At 60.6% G+C, this 21,346-nt stretch carries 18 protein-coding genes and 2 tRNA genes; 11 read left to right on the top strand and 9 right to left on the bottom strand.

From position 1 onward, the window contains the following. Positions 1-33: 33 nt before the first annotated feature. The 3 genes from rplM to NW842_RS06745 all read right to left on the bottom strand — a co-directional run bounded on the left by rplM (position 34) and on the right by NW842_RS06745 (position 2,568). Positions 34-498 (bottom strand): 50S ribosomal protein L13, encoded by a 465-nt coding sequence (gene rplM, locus NW842_RS06755; protein WP_414417719.1) that lies wholly within the window; start codon positions 496-498, stop codon positions 34-36. A gap of 237 nt (positions 499-735) precedes the next feature. Further along, positions 736-1,518, bottom strand: coding sequence for a gliding motility-associated C-terminal domain-containing protein (locus NW842_RS06750; RefSeq protein ID WP_414417718.1), 783 nt, complete (start codon positions 1,516-1,518; stop codon positions 736-738). A gap of 927 nt (positions 1,519-2,445) precedes the next feature. Next, positions 2,446-2,568 (bottom strand): hypothetical protein, encoded by a 123-nt coding sequence (locus NW842_RS06745; protein WP_414413383.1) that lies wholly within the window; start codon positions 2,566-2,568, stop codon positions 2,446-2,448. Positions 2,569-3,146: 578 nt separating this feature from the next. Here NW842_RS06745 and NW842_RS06740 point away from each other — a divergent pair. From NW842_RS06740 to NW842_RS06725, 4 genes are all read left to right on the top strand, one after another. After that, a complete protein-coding gene (locus NW842_RS06740) occupies positions 3,147-4,622 on the top strand; it encodes a hypothetical protein (RefSeq protein ID WP_414417717.1) in 1,476 nt (491 codons plus the stop codon). An 8-nt stretch (positions 4,623-4,630) separates the two neighbouring features. After that, positions 4,631-7,069, top strand: coding sequence for a primosomal protein N' (priA, locus tag NW842_RS06735; protein ID WP_414417716.1), 2,439 nt, complete (start codon positions 4,631-4,633; stop codon positions 7,067-7,069). 112 nt (positions 7,070-7,181) lie between these two features. Continuing rightward, a complete protein-coding gene (locus NW842_RS06730; protein ID WP_011433806.1) occupies positions 7,182-7,553 on the top strand; it encodes a YtxH domain-containing protein in 372 nt (123 codons plus the stop codon). Further along, positions 7,550-8,098, top strand: a complete 549-nt coding sequence (locus NW842_RS06725) for a hypothetical protein (RefSeq protein WP_414417715.1) — start codon at positions 7,550-7,552, stop codon at positions 8,096-8,098. The genes NW842_RS06730 and NW842_RS06725 overlap by 4 nt, the downstream gene beginning before the upstream one ends. Here NW842_RS06725 and metG read toward each other — a convergent pair. Further along, a complete protein-coding gene (gene metG, locus NW842_RS06720) occupies positions 8,095-9,651 on the bottom strand; it encodes a methionine--tRNA ligase (protein ID WP_414417720.1) in 1,557 nt (518 codons plus the stop codon). The genes NW842_RS06725 and metG overlap by 4 nt on opposite strands. A gap of 87 nt (positions 9,652-9,738) precedes the next feature. Here metG and NW842_RS06715 point away from each other — a divergent pair, with 87 nt between their 5' ends. The 4 genes from NW842_RS06715 (at position 9,739) to NW842_RS06700 (ending at position 15,406) form a co-directional block, all read left to right on the top strand. Further along, entirely contained in the window at positions 9,739-11,610 is a 1,872-nt protein-coding gene (locus NW842_RS06715) for an FAD-dependent oxidoreductase (protein WP_414417714.1), read from the top strand. Between the two features lie 65 nt (positions 11,611-11,675). Further along, positions 11,676-11,966, top strand: coding sequence for a hypothetical protein (locus NW842_RS06710; protein ID WP_011433810.1), 291 nt, complete (start codon positions 11,676-11,678; stop codon positions 11,964-11,966). A gap of 90 nt (positions 11,967-12,056) precedes the next feature. Beyond that, positions 12,057-13,307, top strand: coding sequence for an ATP-binding protein (locus tag NW842_RS06705; RefSeq protein ID WP_414417713.1), 1,251 nt, complete (start codon positions 12,057-12,059; stop codon positions 13,305-13,307). A gap of 14 nt (positions 13,308-13,321) precedes the next feature. Further along, positions 13,322-15,406, top strand: a complete 2,085-nt coding sequence (locus tag NW842_RS06700; protein ID WP_414417712.1) for a hydantoinase/oxoprolinase family protein — start codon at positions 13,322-13,324, stop codon at positions 15,404-15,406. Positions 15,407-15,715: 309 nt separating this feature from the next. Here the strand turns inward: NW842_RS06700 and NW842_RS06695 are convergent. Further along, positions 15,716-15,788 (bottom strand) — tRNA-His (locus tag NW842_RS06695). A 68-nt stretch (positions 15,789-15,856) separates the two neighbouring features. On the opposite strand from NW842_RS06695, the gene NW842_RS06690 reads away from it, so the two are divergent. Next, positions 15,857-16,657 (top strand): photosystem II S4 domain protein, encoded by an 801-nt coding sequence (locus tag NW842_RS06690; protein ID WP_414357367.1) that lies wholly within the window; start codon positions 15,857-15,859, stop codon positions 16,655-16,657. A gap of 209 nt (positions 16,658-16,866) precedes the next feature. On the opposite strand, the gene NW842_RS06685 is transcribed toward NW842_RS06690, so the two are convergent. The 4 genes from NW842_RS06685 to yidC all read right to left on the bottom strand — a co-directional run bounded on the left by NW842_RS06685 (position 16,867) and on the right by yidC (position 20,230). Beyond that, entirely contained in the window at positions 16,867-17,778 is a 912-nt protein-coding gene (locus NW842_RS06685) for a homogentisate phytyltransferase (protein WP_414357368.1), read from the bottom strand. A gap of 8 nt (positions 17,779-17,786) precedes the next feature. Further along, positions 17,787-18,275, bottom strand: a complete 489-nt coding sequence (locus NW842_RS06680) for a YceD family protein (protein WP_414357369.1) — start codon at positions 18,273-18,275, stop codon at positions 17,787-17,789. Between the two features lie 82 nt (positions 18,276-18,357). Beyond that, positions 18,358-18,969 (bottom strand): protein jag, encoded by a 612-nt coding sequence (locus NW842_RS06675; protein WP_414357370.1) that lies wholly within the window; start codon positions 18,967-18,969, stop codon positions 18,358-18,360. Positions 18,970-19,039: 70 nt separating this feature from the next. Then, positions 19,040-20,230, bottom strand: a complete 1,191-nt coding sequence (yidC, locus tag NW842_RS06670; RefSeq protein ID WP_414357477.1) for a membrane protein insertase YidC — start codon at positions 20,228-20,230, stop codon at positions 19,040-19,042. A 224-nt stretch (positions 20,231-20,454) separates the two neighbouring features. On the opposite strand from yidC, the gene NW842_RS06665 reads away from it, so the two are divergent. Next, positions 20,455-20,526: transfer RNA gene (locus tag NW842_RS06665), tRNA-Asn, on the top strand. Positions 20,527-20,823: 297 nt separating this feature from the next. Beyond that, the gene (locus NW842_RS06660) at positions 20,824-21,342 is read left to right on the top strand and encodes an inorganic diphosphatase (RefSeq protein ID WP_414357478.1); all 519 of its coding nucleotides are present in this window, start codon (positions 20,824-20,826) and stop codon (positions 21,340-21,342) included. The last annotated feature ends 4 nt before the right edge of the window (positions 21,343-21,346 follow it).

Raw genomic sequence — 21,346 nt, 5'->3', positions numbered from 1 at the left:
CTATGGTATGTGTGTATCCGGCCAAGGTCGGATTCATAGCACAACGGGTTTAGGGTTCTGGGCCTGGTGCGGATGCGACGGCCCTACATAAATGTACAGATTGCGGAGCATGCGCTCTTGGAGCTTGTTTTTTGGGAGCATGCCCTTGACGGCGTGGCGGATGACCGCTTCGGGCTGCATCCGGGTAATCGGAATGTGCCGCTGCCCGCCCGGGTAGCCCGTATGGCGAATGTAGACTTTTTGTGTAGCCTTTTTACCGGTGAGGACGACGTTTTCGGCATTGACGACGACGACGGCGGCCCCGAGGTTCCAATGCGGCGCGAAGTTAGGTTTGTGCTTGCCACGCAGATAGGAAGCTATCCGACTGGCCAGACGTCCCAGCGGCTGCCCAGTTGCATCCACGAGAAGCCACTCCCGCACCCGCCCCTGCGGCGGAGTCATCGGGGTTTTGTAAAATGGTAGGCTCTTCACAGCGGGGGCAAAGGTAGGAAATTCCATTCACATCCAGGGCTCTTCGCGTCCCTGCTAAGCTGCGGCATCTTTGCCCCCCTTCCCGGACTTCTACCCTATCAGGAGAGGGCAGAAAAAGCTGCTCGGCGGTACTGGCTATGACCCTGGTCCTGCGTAAAAGGCTCTTGGTGCTCCTCAGGCAGACGGGAAGCGTGAAGAGCCCCCCTGCCGTTCCTTCCTCTCCGTCGCCAAGGGTAAGCCCGGGATACTTATGCCGCAGAATCCCTACCGCAAAAGCGTAACCGTACCAGCCCGATTCACCCGAGAGCCATCGAGGAACTCCACATCCACCACATACGTGTAGACACCCTCAATCGCTTCCTCGCCCCGCCAAGGCCCCGCCCCCTGGTACAAAATCTTGCCCCACCGGTCGTAAATCCGAATGTCCATGCGTCGGATGCCGGCGCCAACAGGAGTCCAGACGTCGTTGATACCATCTCCGTTGGGGGTAAATACATTCGGGATGATAAGCTGGCGACTCCCGAGCACCTCCACCGTGACGGTTAGTGTATCTCGGCAATCTCCTATCGCGGCAATCAGAGTCAGCGTATAAACGCCGGGGCTGTACAAGTGTGCGGCTTGCGGCTGGGCGCTACTATACTGGCCGCCATCGCCAAAAAACCAGGTAAAGTTTACCGGGCTGTTTGCCGGCGCCTGATAAAGTGCCGTGAAGTCTATATTGACTGGCCCTTCTGGGGCTGGCTGCAGCGGTGGCGTAGCGGAGACTCCCGTTAGCACAGGCGTAGGCACCCCCTGGACAGACACCGAAACCCGACTCGACCCACATGAGCCCACTCGGTATTCTACCGAGTACGTGGAGTCGGCCACCGGCCCCGGCAGTATTAACTGCGCCCCCGCCCCCACGGAGTCACCCCGGGAATCGTACCAGACGAAAGTGCCTCCTGCCCCCCCACTTACCAGCTCCGCCTGTAGTAAGAGCGGGAAACAGCCAGCTGCCCCTGTGGCCCGAATCACCGGCGCCTCTATCACCGTGATTTCCTTCTCCACGGGGCCGACCCACCCACAACATAGTGTTTGGACTCTTAGGCGAATCGTATAGCGCCCCACCTGCGCGATAAACCGCACTGTATCGCGGTTCGTCTGGAAGGGAACGGGCTGCCCATTCTGCGTGACAGTCCACTCATACGCCAGGGCGAAAGCCTCAGAACTGAAGAGCGTGACGGTCCCTGCGCAAAAAGTGTCTTCCCGCGGCAAGATTTGCAGGCTGATCTGGTCTGGGCTGATCAGTATAGTCCAGAAGCGGGGGTAGTTCTGCCCAGCGAAGGTCAGGTCTTTGGCGCCGGGTGCAGTGTACTGGGCTGTGCCGGTGTTAGTGGGGAGGCTGGTGGGAGAGGCATCTGCTCCGAGGCTGGTGAAGCTTCCGGGGGCGGCGCCAGAGAAGTTGATGTCCACGCCGGTACAGTGTGCGGTACCGACTTCGATGGTAGGTTGCGCGCTAAGGTTAAAGGTAACCTCGGTGAGGATGGGTGGTGTACCGGTTTGCAGGAGGGGTTGGGCCTGGCCGGGGAGACCGTTGCCGCCTTGGCCGCCGTTACCGCCCCGGGCGCCTTTTCCGCCTTTGCCGCCGGTGCCGGCATTGCATCCGCCATCGAAGGCGACACAGGGGCCGGCGCCGAGTCCCCCTGCGCCCCCTTGTCCGCCGGGACCGCCGGGACCGCCAGTACCCGCCTGGCCTGCCGAGAGATAGCACTGTATCCATGCGCTGCCTGCGCCATTACCCACGAGTACAGCTGCGAAACTGCTCCCACCGCCGGAGCCGCCGTTTGCCGCCGGGGGGGGGGGCCCCGGGCCGCCCCCCCCGCCCCCCCCCCCCCCGCCCGGGGGGGGTGAGGATTTCGCGGCTGTTGGGCAGAGCAAAGGCAGCAGAGCTGGGAGATTCCGGCTGAGCAAGAGCAGGGACAACCCAGAGCAGGCTCAACAGTAGGCCACAGGGAGCAGAACAGGCAAGGCACAACTGGGATCCCGCCGAGTTTGTCTGCCGTTGAGGAAGTTGAAGCGGATCCCTGGCTCCATTTTGCATCGCCATCGTGCTGTCATTCTCAACATCACCCCTAGCAGTATCGCAAAAGAAAGGACAAAGATAAGACGGTTTTCCACAGGCTCTCTGGCCGCCCTGTTCGGGCCAGTGGAAGCGAGTCCTCGCATTTGCCCCTGCAACGATGAGGCCGACCTGCGTCTGCCAGGAGCTCCGAGCACGGGCGGGACTCCTCTACACTCAGCAGAGACGCTTGGATTGAGACCGAGTCGATTTAGATTTAGACTCAGTTTAGAATGGTGGGGCCATCTGTCCGTGATGGCGGGGGTGGGTGTTGTGGGCGATGAAAGGGGGCAAGGTGGCAGACTCTCAGAGCACGCCCAAGCAAGGGGAGACCTCTTCCGGTCGGGATCGGGCCTCGCGGCCGAAAAAAAGTAAGCCAAGCCCTTCTGCCCAGTCCGGGGATTTGGGAACCTCAGAAGCAAGAGCGCGGCCAAAACAGGCCGATAGCACTCCGCGCCGTGCGGAGCAGCAGGAGATTTTACAAGATCACCCTTCTGGCTTGAACCCGCCCAAAAATCTCTCTATACTGCAGGGAACTTTATCATTTGCTCCCGCTTCTTCATCTCTCCTTCAATCTATGCGTGCTCCCTCTTCAGGTGACTCGGATCCCATCCTTCCAGAGGCCCAAGCGGGCTGGTCAGCCAAGGACTCTGTCCCACTTGCGCGAACGGAACCGGATCCCAACACGGAGCACCATTTGGCCCTGAGGCAGCGCCAGGAATTGGAGAACCGTCTGCTCAAAGCCGAAGCCGAGGTTCAAGCTCTGCGCAGTCAACTGGCTCAGGCGGAATTGCAGTCCTGCCAGCAGCAGCAAACAGAGCTTTTGCAACGGAAGGCCCAACCCCCTGCCGATGCTGGCCTGGAAGCGGAATGTCGCGCTTTGCGCCAGAAGGTGGCCGAACAAGAAAAGGCGCTGCAGGAGCGGGAGCACCTCTTGCAACAGTTGCAGCAGGCTTTGGCGGATCAGAAAGTGCAGATCTCGGAGCAGGAAGCTCAACTGGCGGCTCGGCAACGCCTAAATGAACGGCAGCGGCAAGATATCGAGGCCCTGCAGGAGCAGATTGAGCAGCTACGCTTGGCCCACGCTCAGGAGCGCCGTCAATGGGAACAGCGCCAGCAGGAGCTGCAGGCCTCTCTGCTGGAAGCCCAGGATGTGGCGGAAAAGCGGGTGGAAATGCTGCAACGCTTTAAGGCAGAGCTTTCTCTGGCCCGCACTCAAATTGCCGAAACTCAGGCGGAGCTGAGCAGCCTGCGGGCTTTGTACAGCGACCAACAGGCAGCCTGGCAGGAGCAACGGGAACACCTCGAGGCCCGTTTGGCGGGCTATGCCGAGACGGAAGCCGAGGCCGAGCAGCGCTGGCGGGAACAACGGCAAGAGCTAGAAGCAGCCCTGGCCGAAGCCCAAGCTCAATTGGCGGCTTTGCAAGCTCAGCAGGAGCATCTGCGCCAGGGATCCCTGGCGCAGCAACAGCTTCAACAGCAGTGGCAGGCCCAGGCCGAAGCGCTGCAAGTGGCCCTCTCTCAAGCCCAGGCGGAAGTTACCCGTTGGCAGCAAGAGCACCGCCATCTGCAGGAACAGTACGCCCAAGCCCAGCAGCATCTCTCCGCCATGGAGCGGCAGTTGCAGGCTGCCTTGGAGCAGTTGGCCGCCCAACCCGACTGGCAGCCACAGTTGCGCTCTGCGCAGGCAACCATTCTCCATCTGCAAGAAGAAATTGCAACCTTGTCCACGCAACTGGAGAAGCAAGCAGAGCAGATCAAAGCCCTGCAAGGGGAGCGTGCTGCCCTGTGGGAAGAAAACCGCTCTCTCCGAGAAAAATACGAGCAGCAGCAGATGCATGTGCTGAGCTTGAAGGCGGCTTTGGAACGCAAAGGCTTGGATGTCCCACCTCGGGCCGATACCTCCAGCGCCCTCACGCGAACAGAGTCCCTTGGCCAGGCTCTGTCTCCAACCCCTGCTGCCAAGCCCACAATTCAGCCCCTGGCCCAACCTCTACCGTCTCGGGCAAGCAAGCGGGCGGTCGATCTGCCGAGGTTTCTGCCCCGTCCGTGAGGGATCCCGTGTTGCAGCCTGTTCCTCCCCGCTGGCTGGAAGTGTGGGTGGATCATCCCCATTTGGGGGGTTGCTTTACCTATCGTGTGCCAGAGGGATCCGCGCCAGAAGCGGGCGACCTGCTCAGCGTACCCTTTGGTCAGCAAATGGCGGGGGCAGTGGCCTTGGGTTGGCGCTCCGAGCTGCCGGCAGGGGTGGATCCGCAGTCGGTGCGGGAGATCGAGGCGGTGGTGGCCAAAGGGATTCTGCCCAAAGAATTCTGGCCCCTGCTGCAGCGGGTGGCCGACTATTACCTCACCCCTCTGGCCCAGGTGGTGCGCACGGTATTGCCCCCCGGCTTGCTCAGCCGTTCTCAGCGGCGTGTCCGCTTGCTCAGGCTCCCTGCCGAAGGGGAGGAATGTTCGCCGGCTGCCCAAACCCTGCTGCAGCTGCTTCAGGCCAAAGGGGGGGAGCTGTCTTGGCGCTATGTGCAACAGCAGGTGCCCACTGCCGCCCTCGCCCTGCGGGAACTGCAGCGACGGGGTTGGGTGGAGAGCTTTTGGCAGGAGCAACAGGGGGGCAGGGTGAAAACCCAGCTGGCCGCCAGTCTGGCCGACGACTCCCCAGAGGGGCTGAGCCTCCCTCAGCAGAAGGCGCTGCAGATCCTCAAGCAGAAGGGGGGAGAGCTGCTGCTCGCCGAGTGGGAGCGCCTGGCAGGAGTGAGCCGAGCGGTTCTGCAGGGGTTGGCCCGCAAAGGCCGTGTCCACCTCTACGAGCGCCCACTGCTGCGGCTGGGAGATGCCAGCCTGCCGGGGTGGCGGGATCCGCCCAGGCCCTTGACGGCCGCCCAGGCCCAGGCGGTAGAGGCGATCCGGCAAGCTTTGGGCCGGTTCCAGCGGTTTTTACTGCACGGGGTCACCGGTTCTGGGAAAACGGAAGTGTACCTGCAGGTGATCGCCCAGGTGCTGCAGCAAGGACGGTCGGCGCTGGTGCTGGTGCCCGAGATCGGCCTTACCCCGCAACTGATGGATCGGTTTCGGGCGCGGCTGGGATCCCAGGTGTGGGCCTACCACAGCGGCCTCTCGGAAGGCGAGCGCTACGACACCTGGCGGCAGATGCTGTCCTCCACCCCCCAAGTGGTGATCGGCACCCGCTCGGCGGTGTTTGCCCCCTTGTCCAAGCTGGGCCTGATCGTCTTGGACGAAGAGCACGACGACAGCTTCAAGCAGGATCAGCCCCAGCCCTGCTACCACGCCCGTCAGGTGGCCGAGTGGCGGGCCGAGCTGGCCGGTTGTCCCCTGGTCCTGGGCAGTGCAACCCCAGCGGTGGAAACCTATGCCGCCCATCTGCAGGATCCGCAGCGGTGGATCCGGCTGGGCCTGCCGCAGCGCATCCCCCAAGCTGGGATCCCGGCCACCCTGCCCCAACTGGAGCTGGTGGACATGCGCCAGGAGCTCCAAGCCGGCAACCGCAGCATCCTCAGCCGCCGTCTACACCAGGCCCTGCAGCAGACGCTGGACAGAGGGGAACAGGCCATTCTCTTTGTCCCCCGCCGCGGCCACAGCACCTTCGTCTTGTGCCGGAGCTGCGGGTTTGTCCTCACCTGCGAGCATTGTGATGTTTCTCTCACCTTTCATCTGGCCCATCTCGGCGGGCAGGAACTGCGCTGCCACTACTGCGGCGCCCGCCAACCCCATCCGCAGCGCTGCCCCGCCTGTGGATCCCCCTACCTGAAGCACTTCGGCACCGGCACCCAAAAAGTGGTGGAAGTGCTGCACCAGCATTGGCCCCAGCTCTCGATTTTGCGCTACGACAGCGACGCCACCCGCCGCAAAGGATCCCATCGCGATTTGCTGGAGCAGTTTCGCAGCGGCAAGGCCCAGGTGCTGGTGGGCACGCAAATGCTCACCAAAGGGCTGGACATACCCCAGGTAACCTTGGTGGGCGTGATGGCCGCCGATGGGCTGTTGCACCAAGCCGACTATCGCGCCGGCGAGCGCAGCTTTCAACTGCTCACCCAGGTGGCAGGGCGCTCGGGCCGGGGATCCCTGCCAGGACAGGCGATTATCCAGACCTATCTGCCGGAGCACCCGATTTTGAGGGCGGTACTGGCCCAAAATTACGAGGGCTTCTTGCAGGCAGAACTGCAACAACGGCAAGAGGGGGGCTATCCTCCCCACCGAGCTTTGATTTTGATCCGCTTGAGCAGCACCCGCCTGGAAGCCCTGGAGCGCTACTGCCATCGGGTGGCCGAACGCCTACAGGGGATCCCAGCAGAGGTGTTGGGGCCGGGGCCGGCCCAGGTGGAGCGGGTTGCCGGACGCTACCGCTGGCAGATCCTGTTGAAGCAGCTTCCCGACCAAGGTTGGGATCGCCCGAAGCTGGCTGCGCAGATCCAGGCCGCAATTGGCCATCCCCCCCAAGGGATCCGCGTCAGCCTGGATGTGGATCCCCTGCGGATTCTCTAGGAACAGTTGACCCGGCGCGCGGCAAGCCCGCCGATCCCGCGAGATCTTCCCGCGAGATCTTAAGGTAGTCTGGTTTCGGGGCCACCCGTATCCAACTCAACTCTGGCAAAGCATGGCTGAAAACCGGACTGGTGCGTTTATCGGTGGGCTGTTGCTGGGAACTGCTGTGGGCACCGCCATCGGCCTGCTCTTGGCTCCCCGCAGCGGACGGGAAACGCGGCGACTGCTGAAGAAATCGGCAGAGGCCCTGCCAGAGGTGGCAGAAGATGTGACCAGCAGTCTGCAATATCAATCGGAAAAGTTGTTCGACGCTGCCCAACGCAGTTTGGATGAGGCTCTGCTGCGGCTGCAGCAGGCAGTGGCGGTGGGCAAAGAAGCCATGTTGCAGAAGCGAAGGGAGCTGCTCCAAGCCCAGAACTCGCGTCCCTTTGGCGGGGAAGAAGCTGACCTAGAAGCTCGGGATGGGGAGGAGGCGGCGGGATGAACGACCCGGTCTTTTGGCTCGGCCTCTCGGTAGGCCTGGTAGCAGTGGGCATTTTGGCAGTGATCCTGACCCTACTACCTGCCGTCATTCAACTGGGTCGAGCTGCCCAGAGCGTGGAGCGCTTTTTCGACACGCTGCTGCGGGAATTGCCGCCCACGCTGGAGGCCCTGCGCCTGACCAGCCTGGAAGTGAGCGAGATTGCCGACAGCCTCGACGAAGGGGTGAAAGGGGCTGGGCAAGTGGTGAAGCAGGTCAACCGCTCCATCGAAGGAGCACGCACCCAAGCCCGTGGCGCCCAGGTCAATATCCGCAGCTTTTGGGCAGGGGTACGGGCAGCCTGGCAGACGCTGTCCGGTGAAGTGCCCCCCACCACTGGCGCGATTCACAACCCGCGGCTGCGCCCATCCGACCCATCCAACCGTTCTTTCTCCGCTGCTTCATCAACACTTCCCCTGGGAGGTGACCGCCCTTTTGCCGGCGGAGCCACACCAGAGGGATCCCAAGCCGCTGCCCAATCTTCCCGACCGGACATCGCCAATCCCTAGGCGTTCCTCAGGATCTTCTGAAAGACAGGCGTAGGAGGCTGGGGCTCTTGCCCGGGGGGAAGCTGGCCCCAGGTAGCATCCGGATCCCAGCGCAGTTGCAGGGTGTCGGCGAGGGAGAACCCCAGCTGCTGCAGGATCTTGAGGCTGAGAGCGGGAATGAGGGGGGAGAGCAGGACTGCCACCCAGCGCACACTTTCCAAAACGGCGTAGAGAATCTGGGCCACCCGTTCGTTTTGCCCTTGCTTGTGCAGCGTCCAAGGAGCCTGCTCATCAAGGTATTTGTTGCTGGCCTGGGCTAAGCTGAGGGCTTTGCGGGCAGCAGAGCTGGGATCCAGCCGCTCGTAGGCGTCGGCCACTGCCGGGGCAAGGCGCTCGGCCAGGGTTTTGAGGGGGTGATCTGCAGGGATCCCGACGGCGGGAATGCGGTAGTCCGGTTGATATTTCTTGAGCATGGTGAGGGTGCGGTTGAGCAGATTGCCCAGATCGTTGGCCAGATCGGCGTTGAGCACGTCAATAAAGCGGCCCTCGCTGAAATCGCCATCCTTGCCCAGCTCGATTTCCGTCAGAAAGTAGTAGCGCACGGCATCGGCGCCGTATTGCTGCACCAGCTCAAAGGGATCCACCGTGTTCCCCAAGCTTTTGCTCATCTTGAGGCCATCTTTGGTGAGAAAGCCGTGGCCAAAGATTTGTTTGGGCAGAGGCAGACCGGCCGACATGAGCATAGCCGGCCAGTAGATGGCATGAAAGCGGACGATGTCCTTGCCCACTAGGTGCACATCCGCAGGCCAGTAGCGGCGTAGGGCATTTGCCAAGGTGGGCTCGTCGTCAGGATCCAGAGCGGCACTGATGTAGTTGATGAGGGCATCAAACCAAACATAAAGGGTTTGGCCGGGATCCGCCGGAAAAGGGATCCCCCAGGAGACGCTGGGGCGAGAAATGGAAAAATCCCGCAGGCCCTGCTTGACAAAGTTGATCACCTCATTGCGGCGGCTTTCCGGCTGGATAAACTCCGGCTGCTCGGCATAGAGGGCTTCCAGCTTTTCCTGGTAGCGGGAGAGGCGAAAAAAGTAGTTTTCTTCATCTTTCCACTCCACTTTCTTGGTGGGGTGCAGGGAGCAAAATCCTCCCTCCAGCAGCTCCGCCTCGTCTTTAAACTCTTCGCAGGCCACACAGTACCAACCCTGCTGCCGGCCAATGAAAATATCTCCCTGATCCCAGACCCGCTGAAAAAACTCCCGCACAATGGCCTTGTGGCGAGGGTTGGTGGTGCGGATAAAGCGGTCGTGGCGGATGTGGAGTAGGTGCCACAGTTTCGCAAACTCGGCGGAAAACTCATCACAGTGCTGCTGCGGCGGAACGCCCCGTTCTTCGGCGGTGCGCTGGATCTTCTGGCCGTGCTCGTCGGTTCCCGTCACCATCAGCACATCCTTGCCCCGCAGGCGATGGTAACGGGCAATGGCATCCGCCACCAGGGTGGTGTAGGCGCTGCCGATGTGGGGAGCGGCGTTGACGTAGTAGATGGGGGTGGTGATGACAAAGGTGGAATCCGGCATGAGCATCCCCAAGGCTTTCTCCCATGATAGAGGTTGCGGGAAAGTCCAAAAGGCCAAGCTGTAGCGTGGGTGTGGAGAGGTCATTCGATGAAACTTCAGGTCAACCTTCTGGGGTGGAGCGGTGTGGCGTTGGGAGCAGGGATCCTGGGCGCCGGAGCGGCTCTGGCCCAGCCCTTGCCGGAAACCCGCATCCCCTGTGAGATCTTCATTGCCGGGGGCGGGCTGGGGGGGGTGGCGGCAGCCTATGACGCGCTGCAACTGGGCCGGCAGGTGTGCATGACGGAGATCAGCGATTGGATTGGGGGGCAGGTGAGCGCCCAGGGGGTCTCGGCTTTGGACGAGCGACCCCTGCAGCGAGAAAACGACATCTTCCCCAGGGGCTACAGCGAGTTTCGCCGGCGGGTACGGGAAAAATACGGCGGGGATCCCAATCCGGGCAAATGCTGGGTGAGCGTGCTCTGCTTTTCCCCTCAGGTGGGCCACCAGGTGATTCGGGAGATGTTGGATCCCTATCTGCAGTCGGGGCAGTTGCGGCTGTTCACCGAGACGGTAGTGAAGGATTTGGAGATCAAAGACTCTCAGATCCGCAGTGTGCAGGCCATCCGCAACATCCCCAAACACGCCGCCGTCCAGCCAGAGAATCGAGGGGATCTCTCCAGCTACTTTCTCGATTTTTATCGTCTAGAACCCACCGAGGACTGGGACAAGGAGATCCTGCGCTTTGAGCCGCCGCCAGAACGCCAGGGGAAAACCCTGCCCTGGGTGGTGATCGATGCCACCGAAACCGGCGAGCTGCTGCCCCTGGCGCGGGTGCCCTACCGCCTGGGAACCGATGGCCAAAGCCGCTGGGAACCCAGCTCCAAGCCCTATGTGGATCCCTACTGTACCCAGGGCTTCACCTACACCTTTGTCCTGGAGCGCTCTGCTGTGCCCCAAGTCCCCATCAAGCCCGAGTTCTACAACGATCCCCTGCACGGCCCCTACTACAGTTACGAACACCCTCGCTTCAACTTTGCGCTGATCTTCACCTACCGCCGCATCCGGGGGCAGGTGTTCGGCTTTGGGGAAGAGGCCATCCGGGTGGGGGATCAATCCATGCAGAACTGGACCTGGGGCAACGACTGGCGCATCACCGGCCCGGAGATGAACCTCATCCTTACCCACGAGCAACTGCAGGCCTCAGGCCAACTGCAGCCGGGCGGCTGGATGGGGGGCCTGCGGGTGGAAGCCCTGCGGCGAGCTGAGCAGCATGCTAAGGGCTTTTTCTACTGGCTGGTGGCGGGAAGGACGGATTTTCTCCTGCAACAGGAGGATCCCAACTTTCAAAAAGACTTCTACTTGCGCTATGCCTACCTACGGGGGCCCAATACCCCCATGGGAACTGCCAGCGGCCTCTCCAAGTACCCTTATATCCGCGAGTCGCGGCGCATCATTGGTCGGCCCAGCCTCTCCTACCCAGAAGGATTTACCATCTACGAGTCGGACATCACCACACGGGAATCGGAGCTAAACCGCGGGCGGCCCTTCATCTTCTACGACTCGGTGGGGGTGGGCCAGTACCCCATCGACTTTCACGATTGCCTGCTGCCGGGTTTTTCCCTGCCCCCCAGCAACAACAAAGACGCGCAGGCCCCCAGCTACCCTTACCAGATCCCCCTGCGGGCTCTGATCCCCCAGCGCATTGACAATCTGCTAGCCGGCAACAAAAATATCGCCACCAGCCGCATTGCCAGTGCCTCCTACCGGGTGCATCCGGTGGAATGGGCCATTGGCACCGCCGCCGGTCACACGGCCCACTTTGCCCTGGAGCGGGATCTGATCCCGGCGGCGATCGTGGAGGAGCCGCTTTTGGATTTGCGGCTGTTGCCGGCTCTCCAGGCCCAAATCCAGAGCTTGGGCAACCCCATTCAATTTCCTGGCACCACCATTACCGCCACCGATTGGGCCCAATCCCGCTAGCCTAGAAAGGCAGGGTTGGGAGTTGACCGGTGGATCCCGTTGGGGTTGGACTTGTGGGCTGGGAGATGCTTCGCCCCTCTTTATGGGCCGCCACGGCTCTGTGGGGCTTAGGGCTAATGTGGGGGTTTTCGCCGCTGCATCAAAAGCTGCAGGAGAGCTGGGAAAAGCAATTGCTATGGGATCCCAGTGGAGCTTTGGCTTCCTTGCTGAGCACCCTTCCCTTTTTGCTGGCAGCAGGCTTGGTGGTAGCCCTGACGGAGATCTCCTTGGGCAAAAGCTGGGCCGTCTCCTGCGGCCTGATCGCCTGCGTCGGCGGAGGCCTCTATGAACTGGGCCGGCGGGACAATGCCAGGTAACTCAAGCGCTCCGTGTTGTTAACGCAACTACCCCCAGTCTCCTCCCCTAGGGAGCGGATAAGCAACGCCAAGTTAGAGCGGCTTCAAGCGATGACCCCCCTCCAAGAAGCAGCAGAAGCAGCGGCCAAGCTGCTGGTATTCCGGGACATCTGCACCCACCCCCTAGCCCTAGCCTGGCAGGAGCTAATCCAGCAGTTGATGAGTGGGGATCCCCTGCCGTGCTGGAGGGCCTACGGGCGCTGGTTTGAGCTTTTGGCCCGGCAGGGCCTGAGCTGGCGGGAGTGGCTGATCCGGGAGATTGGCTGGGCAGATAACCCCTTTTCCCGCGCGGCGCTGCGATCCCAAGAGATCCCAGGGCCTCTGATGCAGGCGGCCCGCCACGATCTCCGCTGTCTGCAAACCTTGGCGGATAGTCAGGAGACCATTGCCGAGCAGATGCAGGCGTTGGGGTTGGGGATCCCCTGGCCCGATGGGGAAACCGATAGCGCTGGCTGGGATCCCCGCTCTTTTGCCGATTGGGGCCTGAGCCTGGAGGACTTGATTGCCCACTATCGCCGAGAAGGGGTGGGAATCTGTGCTCGCTACTGGGCCTTTCGCTGGGGGCCAGCAGGGCTAGAAGGGATCCCTGCTCCCGATCTGTCTGACTGGGAGGAGATCTACGGCTACGAACGGCAGAAACAGCAGTTGGCGGCCAACACCGAAGCCCTGCTGCGGGGGGATCCGGCTTTGCATGTGTTGCTCTACGGGGCGCGGGGTACGGGCAAGTCTTCCCTGGTGAAGGCCTTGTTGCGCCGCTACGGCCTGCAGGGGCTGCGCCTATTGGAGCTGAGGCGAACAGACTTGATTCAGTTGCCGGAAATTTTGGCAGAGCTGCGGGCGCAGGTGTTGCCTTTCATCTTGTTTGTGGACGATCTCTCCTTTGAGGCAGAGGAAACCGAGTTCAAGCAGCTCAAGGTGCTCCTGGAGGGGGATCTCGTTGCGCCGCCCCCCAACGTGCGCCTTTATGCCACCAGCAACCGCCGCCATCTCATCCGCGAGTTTTTCGGCGACCGTCCCAATCCCCAAGATCAAGAAGTCCACGCCTGGGATACGGTCCAGGAAAAGCTGTCGCTGCGGGATCGCTTCGGCCTCACCCTCACCTTCACTCCCTTCACCCAAGGCGATTACCTGGCAACCGTAGAACACTTGGCCCAGCGGCTAGGTTTCACCCAATCTTTGGATGTCCTGCGCCGCCAGGCCTTAATCTGGGCCCAACAGCAAAACGGCTTTTCCGGTCGCACTGCCCGTCAGTTTTTGGATGCAGTTCGGGCAGGGCTGGTGAAGGACAGCGATGGACTATAGAAGCGATAGAAGCCATGGTCGCATCAGCGTTGGGTAGCAACCTCGATCCGGCCAATCTGGATCAGACGGAAGCAAGCCGCAGCTTGGCCCGCCTGGGGATCGATGTGGGGGGCACCTTTACCGATCTGGTGCTCCTGCGCGACGGCCAGATGCAGACGGCGAAGGTGCTGTCTACCCCCAGCCCTGAGGAGGGGGTCTTTGCGGCGCTGGACAAGCTGGGGGTGCTCTGGGTTGACCTCTTCTGTCATGGCATGACGGTAGCCACCAACGCGCTGCTGGAGCGCAAGGGATCCCCCACCCTGTTTTTGACCACGGCGGGCTTTCGGGATGTGCTGGCCATTGCCCGTCAAAACCGCCCCTCTCTGTATGACCTGACACAGCCCAAGCCGGAGCCAGTGGTGCCCCGCCACCATTGCCTGGAGGTGAAGGAGCGCTGCAGCGCGGGCGGAGTGTTGGAGCCGCTCACCGATGCCGAAATCCGGCGGGTGGTGCAGGAGGTGGGGGAACGGGTGCAGCGGGATGGGATCCGCGCTATTGGGGTGGGGTTTTTGTTTTCTTTTCTCTACCCGGAGCACGAACAGCGGCTGGGAATGGCCTTGCGACAGGCTTTCCCGGAGCTACATCTTTCCCTGTCTTGCGAGGTGGCGCCGGAGTTCCGAGAATACGAGCGCTTCAGCACCACCGCCATCGATGCCTACCTCAGCCCGGCATTGGCGGGCTACCTGCACCGCTTGGCCCAAGGATGTCGGGAGCGAGGGATCCCCCAACCGTTGATCATGCAGTCTTCCGGCGGGGTGACCTCCATCCCTCAGGCGGCGGCCCATGCTTCGCTGGCTTTGCTCTCAGGGCCGGCAGGCGGAGTTTACGGGGCGGCCTATCTGGGTCGGCTGAGTGGCTACCCCCACTTGCTCAGCTTCGATATGGGGGGAACCAGCACAGATGTGGCCTTGATCCAAGATGGGATCCCCCAGGTTACTCCCGCAGCGGTGGTGTGCGGCTTGCCCGTGCAACAGCCCCAAATTGACATCCACACTGTCAGTGCCGGCGGCGGATCCCTGGCCTATTTGCTGCCCGGCGGTGGGCTCCAGGTGGGGCCAGAGAGTGCCGGATCCAACCCTGGGCCGGCCTGCTACGGTCGGGGGGGAACAGCTCCGACGGTTACTGATGCCAACCTCTGGCTGGGGTACCTGCCGGATGGCGGGCGGCTGGGCGACTCGGTGCAGCTACGGCGGGAGCTGGCGGAACAGGCTATTGCCACGCTGGCGGATCCCTTGGGTTTGAGCTTGCAGGAAACTGCCGTTGGCATTCGCACCTTGGCGAATGTCGCCATGTCGCGGGCCTTGCGGGTGATCAGCGTGGAGCGGGGTTTGGATCCCGCCGATTTTGCCCTGTTGGCCTTCGGCGGAGCCGGGCCCATGCATGCCTGCGCCCTGGCGGAAGAGCTGGGCATCCGCACGATCTTGATCCCGGCTGCCTGTGGGGTGCTCTCGGCGCTGGGAATGGCTTTGGCAGATCTGCGGCGAGACTATCGGCGGGCCATCCTCCAACCTCTGCGGCAGCTCACGTCCGCTTCAGGGGGATCCCTGCTGGCTCAATGGGCAGAACCCCTGATCCGCCAGGCGAGAGCCGATCTGCAGGAGCCGGCGTTGCACTTCAGCTTGGACTTGCGCTATCGCGGCCAGTCTTTTGAGTTGGGGATCCCAGTGCGGTTGTCGGATCCGATTGCTCATCTGGAACAGCAGTTTCACCAGGCCCACCGACAACGCTATGGATGGCAGGATTTGGCCCAGCCGGTGGAGGTGATTCAGTTGCGTCTACAGGCGGTGCAGGCCCTACCCACCGTGCCTTTGACTGCACCCCACCCTTTGCCAGGGGATCCCCTCAAGGGTCGGCGAGAGGCATGGTTTGGGGGCAGGATGCGCCTGGTGCCGGTCTACGATCGGCAGCGCATGGATGTGGGGTTTCAACTGCGCGGGCCGGCAATTGTCGAGATGCCGGAGGCAACGGCGGTGATCGAAGCCGGTTGGACAGGTGTCATTGACGAAGTGGGAACCCTAATCTTGAGCTGTGTTCGCGATAGCGGGACAAAGTCCTGGTGAGTCCATCCGCAAGCAGAGCGTCATGGTCATTTCGATTCAAACTAGGATACTGTGCCCACACCCAAAACGTTGCTCGCGTCGGCGTTGCGGAGCAATAATGCAGGGGGCCAGAAGCTCACCCTAACCTGAAAGACCACAGCAGAGCTTGTTTTGAGAGGGAGAGGCAGGTGCTCCAGATCACCTTGACGAATACCTTCACGATTTTTGCGTCCAGATGGGGTGTTGCTTGTTTTCATTGGGCAGGGTCTAGATAGATGGACTGGCCTCTGCAGCCCTTGCCCTGACTGGATTTTCGCGATTTCCCTCAAGGGCGGACGATGGGACTCGAACCCACGAATGGAGGATCCACAATCCTCTGCCTTAACCGCTTGGCTACGCCCGCCGCGATTCCGGCTATCTAGCTTAGCATGGGAAAAACGGGACTGAACCACAGAGGTCGAAGCACCCCAAATGCTACCCAGAGCCGATTTGTTGCAAGGGGCAGAGTATCGAGAAACCTTGGCACGGGTCTTGGATTTGGGAGAGCAAGCCCTCAAGACCTGGCAAGTGGTCTGGAGCGACTTCCTTTCCCCACCCGAAATAGCGGAGGTGCAAGCTCGGCTGCGCAACTTGACCGAACTGCAAGTGTGGGCTTGGGGAGGGTACCCTCAAGCAGAGCGCCAGCGCTTGGCCCTAGCTCGCTCTGAGGTGGGCCTAGATGTCCGGGATCCCAAGCCCGACCAAGAAGGGATCCCATTGGCCGCCATTCAGATTCAAGGCAACTTTCTCTTCGACCCGGCTACCCACCGCGATTTTCTGGGAGCCCTGTTGGCGTCCGGCATCGCCCGCGAGAAAGTGGGAGACATCCTTGTGTTGGGAGACTCAGGCGCCCAGGCCATCGTTGTGCCCGAAATGGTGGACTACCTCGCCCTAAACCTGACGCAGGTGCGCACAGTGCCTGTCAAAGTAGGTCGGATCCCCCTGAGCCAGTTGAACATTCAGCCCCCCCGCGTCAAATCCATCACCAGCGTGGAAGCCTCTTTGCGCCTGGATGCGGTAGCCTCAGCCGGGTTTGGCATCTCCCGCAGCAAGATGGTGGAAGAAATCCAACGGGGGGAAGTGCGGGTCAATTGGAAGCCCATTACCCAAGCCAGCTACACCGTTGGCCCTCAGGATTGGATTGCCATTCGCGGTCGTGGTCGGCTGCAAATCGAAGAGGTAGCCGAAACGAAAAAAGGCCGCTTTCGAGTGCAAATGACGCGGTATCTCTAGGTTTTTCTTGCCTGAGTTTTGGGAGATCGTTATGCTCATTTTGGTTCAAACTAGGATACTGTGCCCACACCCGAAACGTTGGTCGCGTCAGTGTTGTAGAGCAATAATGCATAGGGCCAGAAGTCTTTTCAAGGACTCCGTCCCGCTGGCGCGATCAGTAGCTCAGGTGTCCACCCTAATTTGAAGCGACTGCAGCTTCAAGAAATGCTCTAGAAAAAAGAGAAAAAGGCCCAGGGATAAAGCAAATACTCCAAGTAAAACAACTTCCAGATCAGTTGATAATAGCCAACGATCGCATCTCGGCGGTTGAGATCCAGATGAACACCATAGCCCAAGAGGATCCCCAGCCCCAACACATGGCTCACCAACAGCCAGAGGCCGTTGCCCGCAAGGAGAAAAGAGATCCCCACCCCGATAAATCCCAGATAGCACAAGGCCAAAATGCTAATGCAAAACCTTGAGATCCGCCCTGGCCCAAAGCGCAGCGAGAAGGTGGCAATGGCAAACTGGCGATCCCCCTCCATGTCGGGAATATCTTTGAAAAGGGCGATCACCAGCCCAAAAATCGACATAAACCCCGTCAGCCAAACAATCGGGGCTGAAAGCTCGACCCTTCCCTGCATCACCTGCTGAAAATGGCTGTAAAGGCCCAAATTGACGATCAAGCCGCGCACGCTGTAGATGCAAGCCGAGGCCGCCAGCGGAAAACGCTTCAACCGCAAGGGGGGCAACGAATAGGCCGTGCCGATCCCATTGCTCAAAAGCACCGTCAGCAGCAGATAAGGGATCCCGGCCATGGCCAGTAGGACGGACGCCACCCCACAACCCACGACGATCCCCACCCCCTGTCGCCAACTCAGGGATCCAGCAGCCAAGGGCAAATGGGGTTTGTTGATGCGGTCGATTTCAATATCCGTCAGTTGATTCAAGCCGACGATGTAGACATTGGCCGCCAGACAGGCCGCCCAAGCCCAGACCAACTGGGGCAGCGCCGAGAGAACCGGTTGCAGGGATCCGGCAGCCACAAACCCCGCCAACAGGTAGAGGCCCACCACGCTGGCGCTGGTGCCGTAGACGGTGTGGGGTCGAGCAAAACGCCAGAGAACTTGTGGGCGCAACATCAAAAAAGCTAGGGAGAGTCTTCCAGGAGAGAAGCTAGGGCTGCCCAGCGGGGATCCACCTCCGGTGCGGGAGATTCCACCGCAATACCCGGACAGTCGGGACGGCAGGGCAACTGGCGGGGCATCTCCAAATGCAGGTGCTGGTACATCCAGTCTTCGACATCCAGCTCACCATTGGGGGGCAGGCTCTCCAGCAGATCTTCTTCGTCTTGCAATTCCAGCTCCAAGGGGAGAGGTTCGGGATCCCGAATCAAAATGATCTCCTCAACTTCCAGGTGCAGCCGGTGGTTGAACTGCTGTAGGCAGCGGTGGCAGGTGAGGGTGACAATGGTACGAGCTTCAGCACTCACCTCAAGAAAGTGGCCCCGATGGCTGACTTCCAGGGATCCCTCGACAGGGGTCAAGCTCTCAAAGCCCGAAAAAAACTGCCTGAACTGCAATTCTTGGGTTTGATCCGGCATCTGCCGCAGATCGGATAGACGAATTGGCCTTAACATTGCGCCCCCCTTCACGCGTTTTGGGTAGCAGGGATCCCTGTCGTCACCGTAGCCAGAGAGCCAAGTTGCTCGTCCAAACTTCTTAAGATGGGGAAGACACCCGACGAATGACCAGACGCCGGTCAGGCTCTTTGCCACGGCTAAAGGTTTCCAGATCGGCATAGGCAGGGTCATTCAAGAGAGTATGAATTTGCCGACGCTCGGCAGCCGAGAGATCGGGAAACTCGTATTCCCGGCCAGTGGCCCTCACCTTTTCCACAGCAGCGGCAACCAAAACCTTCAGCTCCTGCAAACGCCGCTGCCGATAGCCGTCCAAATCCAAAATGTAGGGCTGCTGCTGGTCTTCCGGCTGGTTCAGGTTGAGAAGGGTGTTGGCCAGGTACTGCAACGCATCCAGCACCACGGGGGAGCGATCCTCCTCTTGAGGGGAATCTCTGGAAGATGGAGAGGGCAAGGGGGGGGCTTTCGCCAACAGCAGCCGCTTCTGAGCTGGGGTCAAAGAGTCCGCCTCAATTTCCAGCACCTCCCCCACCACCCGCACCACCGCTGGGATCCCCATAGCCGCCAGCACCTGCTGTAACCACTGCCTGGCTCGCTCTTGATTGGCCGCAAAGGTGGACTTGTTTGGCGAAGGGGCAACGGTTCCCTCAGATTTCTTAGCAGCAGATCCCGTAGAAGACTTAGGACGGCTCATCCTGGGCAGCTTCCAACTTTGAAGAGGTATCAACACTCCACCACAAGTCCACCCCAACAGCGAGGATCCCCTAGGGCTCAAAGGGCAAGGATTCCCGTCCCTCCTTGGCTGCTCTGGGCTTGGTCGATTTTTCCACTTCCTTGGCCTCCACAGTGATCGCCTGGGCGGCCCGACGGCGCTCCTCTTCCACCAACTGCTGTAAGTTCTCCGGCAACGGCTCCCGCGAGAGCAGGAAAGTCTGCACCGTTTGGAAGATATTAGAGACAAGGATGTAGAGCAAAACCCCTGCCGGCAGAGGGAAGAACAGGAACATCGCCGAGAACAGCACAGGGGTGATCCGAGCCATGGAACTTTGGCTGGGATCCTCTTTGCCGGTATCCTGTCCGGCATTGGTTAGGTACTGGTTCAGGTAAATGGACACCCCAAAGATGACGATCATGGCGATGATATCCCAGTGGATGGTGCCATCCTCGTCGAAGGCTCCCACACGGCCCAACTTGTCGATGAACAGAAAGCCGGTGTCAGAGGCCAAACCGGGAATGGACACCTGCACGGTCACATCCCCCGGCTGCAGAGCCAGCAAGGTGCCATCCGGCTTTATCTGGGCACGATCTTCTCCTTTGGTGATCTTCCAGGTGGGCTGTAACAGACTGGGATCCCCACCCGCTTCGGCCACCAACTGCTCAAAAGGTTTGCCCCCCGGCCCTTGAAGCAGAAATTGCACCTCCTCCCCAACGGCAACTTTGGTGCCTTTGGGTTCCACCAGCACCACCGGCTTGTGAAGAGAGTCGGTGACAAAAATGTTCTTGCTGGGGCTGACGTAGGGGGCGGGCACCACCTCAGCCGCCATTTCCGCCGGCAGGATCTGCAAGTTGACATCGTAGGTCACCGCTGCAAAGGGGGAGCCCCGCAGGGTGGCAAACAGGGCAAACAGCACTGGCATTTGAATGAGCAGTGGCAGGCAGCCCCCCAAGGGATTGGCCCCCAGCTCGCTGTAAAGCTTGGCCTGGGCTTCCCGAAGCTTCTGCGGGTCGTCTCGGTATTTCTCCTGGAGTTCTCGCATCCGCCGCTGCATCACCGGGCTGATCACCTTCATGCGCCGCATGTTGCGGATGGATCCCACATTGAGCGGGTAGAGGGCAAAGCGGATCACCAACGTCAGGAAGATAATGGCCAGTCCATAGCTGGGCACGATCCCATAGAAAAAATCCAGGATCGGCAGCATGACGTTGTTGGAGAGAAATCCGACTCCGAAGTCCATGAGGGGCGCTGGCAAATGTCCGTAACCATTGTAATGGCTTCCGTTCGGTTGACGAGGGCGTTTTCAGGGTTTGTCCCCTGGATCCGTCAGATAGACCTGAGAAAGGCGAGCAATTGAGCAAAATCAAGCCCGCTCCACTGAACAGGGATCCCAAGGCCCAACAAGAACCCCCCGCCGGCAGTTGCCTAGCAGTCCTTTCTTCCCCTATGATGAGAAACGCTTGATCCTCGGTAGCTCAGCGGTAGAGCGGTCGGCTGTTAACCGATTGGTCGCAAGTTCGAATCTTGCCCGGGGAGTATGTCCAAGCTGATCAAAGTCGATCAAAAAAACCGGATCTGGAATCCTCTCCTTCCAAGACAGCTCTGAGCATGCTGAGCGAAAGGAGGAGACAAAAACCAAGTCTCTTGCCGAGGATGGGGCGTCTCCCAGCGTTGAGCCAGACGTGGGTGGAGAGAATGGAAGCTGGCTGAGGATTCCGTCCCGCCGACGTGAACTGTTCCCGGCGAAGTGTCAAGAGTCTCTGTCCTTTGGGGCAAGGAGTATGTCAGAATACCCTCTGGCTGTCTATTCCCAATCCGAGGGTGCTTGCTGTGATCGACCTGTCGCGGATCCCTGCCCAACCCAAGCCCGGCCTGCTCAACATCTTGATTGAGATTCCCGGCGGCAGCAAAAACAAGTATGAGTTCGACAAAGACATGGCAGCGATGGCGCTGGATCGGGTGCTCTATTCCTCGGTGCAGTACCCTTACGACTACGGCTTTGTGCCCAATACGCTGGCCGGGGATGGGGATCCCTTGGATGGCTTGGTGATCATGGATCAGCCCACTTTCCCAGGGTGTGTGGTCACGGTGCGACCCTTGGGCATGTTGCAGATGATCGATGGCGGGGATCCCGATGAGAAGCTGCTGTGTGTGCCTGCTAAGGATCCCCGCTATGCTTCGGTGACCAAGCTGGAAGACATCGCCCAGCACCGCCTGGATGAGATCGCGGAGTTTTTCGCCACCTACAAGCGCCTGGAAAAGAAAGAAACCCAGATCTTGGGCTGGAAAGGCTTGGCCGAAACCGAGGCGATTATTGCCAGCAGCATCGCAGCTTGCAAACAACCCAAATAGGTAT

This window comes from Synechococcus sp. R55.4, from assembly GCF_047461935.1.
Classification (GTDB): Bacteria; Cyanobacteriota; Cyanobacteriia; order Thermostichales; family Thermostichaceae; genus Thermostichus.
This window is presented reverse-complemented; position numbering and strand designations above follow the sequence as displayed.

Excerpts from the sequence above, each read along its gene's own strand:
- NW842_RS06690 (WP_414357367.1), top strand. The coding sequence starts at position 15,857 with ATGCTACCCAGAGCCGATTTGTTGCAAGGGGCAGAGTATCGAGAAACC.
- NW842_RS06685 (WP_414357368.1), bottom strand. The coding sequence starts at position 17,778 with ATGTTGCGCCCACAAGTTCTCTGGCGTTTTGCTCGACCCCACACCGTC.
- NW842_RS06680 (WP_414357369.1), bottom strand. The coding sequence starts at position 18,275 with ATGTTAAGGCCAATTCGTCTATCCGATCTGCGGCAGATGCCGGATCAA.
- NW842_RS06725 (WP_414417715.1), top strand. The coding sequence starts at position 7,550 with ATGAACGACCCGGTCTTTTGGCTCGGCCTCTCGGTAGGCCTGGTAGCA.
- NW842_RS06715 (WP_414417714.1), top strand. The coding sequence starts at position 9,739 with ATGAAACTTCAGGTCAACCTTCTGGGGTGGAGCGGTGTGGCGTTGGGA.
- NW842_RS06745 (WP_414413383.1), bottom strand. The coding sequence starts at position 2,568 with ATGACAGCACGATGGCGATGCAAAATGGAGCCAGGGATCCGCTTCAAC.
- NW842_RS06710 (WP_011433810.1), top strand. The coding sequence starts at position 11,676 with ATGCTTCGCCCCTCTTTATGGGCCGCCACGGCTCTGTGGGGCTTAGGG.
- rplM (WP_414417719.1), bottom strand. The coding sequence starts at position 498 with ATGGAATTTCCTACCTTTGCCCCCGCTGTGAAGAGCCTACCATTTTAC.
- NW842_RS06740 (WP_414417717.1), top strand. The coding sequence starts at position 3,147 with ATGCGTGCTCCCTCTTCAGGTGACTCGGATCCCATCCTTCCAGAGGCC.
- NW842_RS06730 (WP_011433806.1), top strand. The coding sequence starts at position 7,182 with ATGGCTGAAAACCGGACTGGTGCGTTTATCGGTGGGCTGTTGCTGGGA.
- yidC (WP_414357477.1), bottom strand. The coding sequence starts at position 20,230 with ATGGACTTCGGAGTCGGATTTCTCTCCAACAACGTCATGCTGCCGATC.
- metG (WP_414417720.1), bottom strand. The coding sequence starts at position 9,651 with ATGCCGGATTCCACCTTTGTCATCACCACCCCCATCTACTACGTCAAC.
- NW842_RS06675 (WP_414357370.1), bottom strand. The coding sequence starts at position 18,969 with ATGAGCCGTCCTAAGTCTTCTACGGGATCTGCTGCTAAGAAATCTGAG.
- NW842_RS06700 (WP_414417712.1), top strand. The coding sequence starts at position 13,322 with ATGGTCGCATCAGCGTTGGGTAGCAACCTCGATCCGGCCAATCTGGAT.
- NW842_RS06705 (WP_414417713.1), top strand. The coding sequence starts at position 12,057 with ATGACCCCCCTCCAAGAAGCAGCAGAAGCAGCGGCCAAGCTGCTGGTA.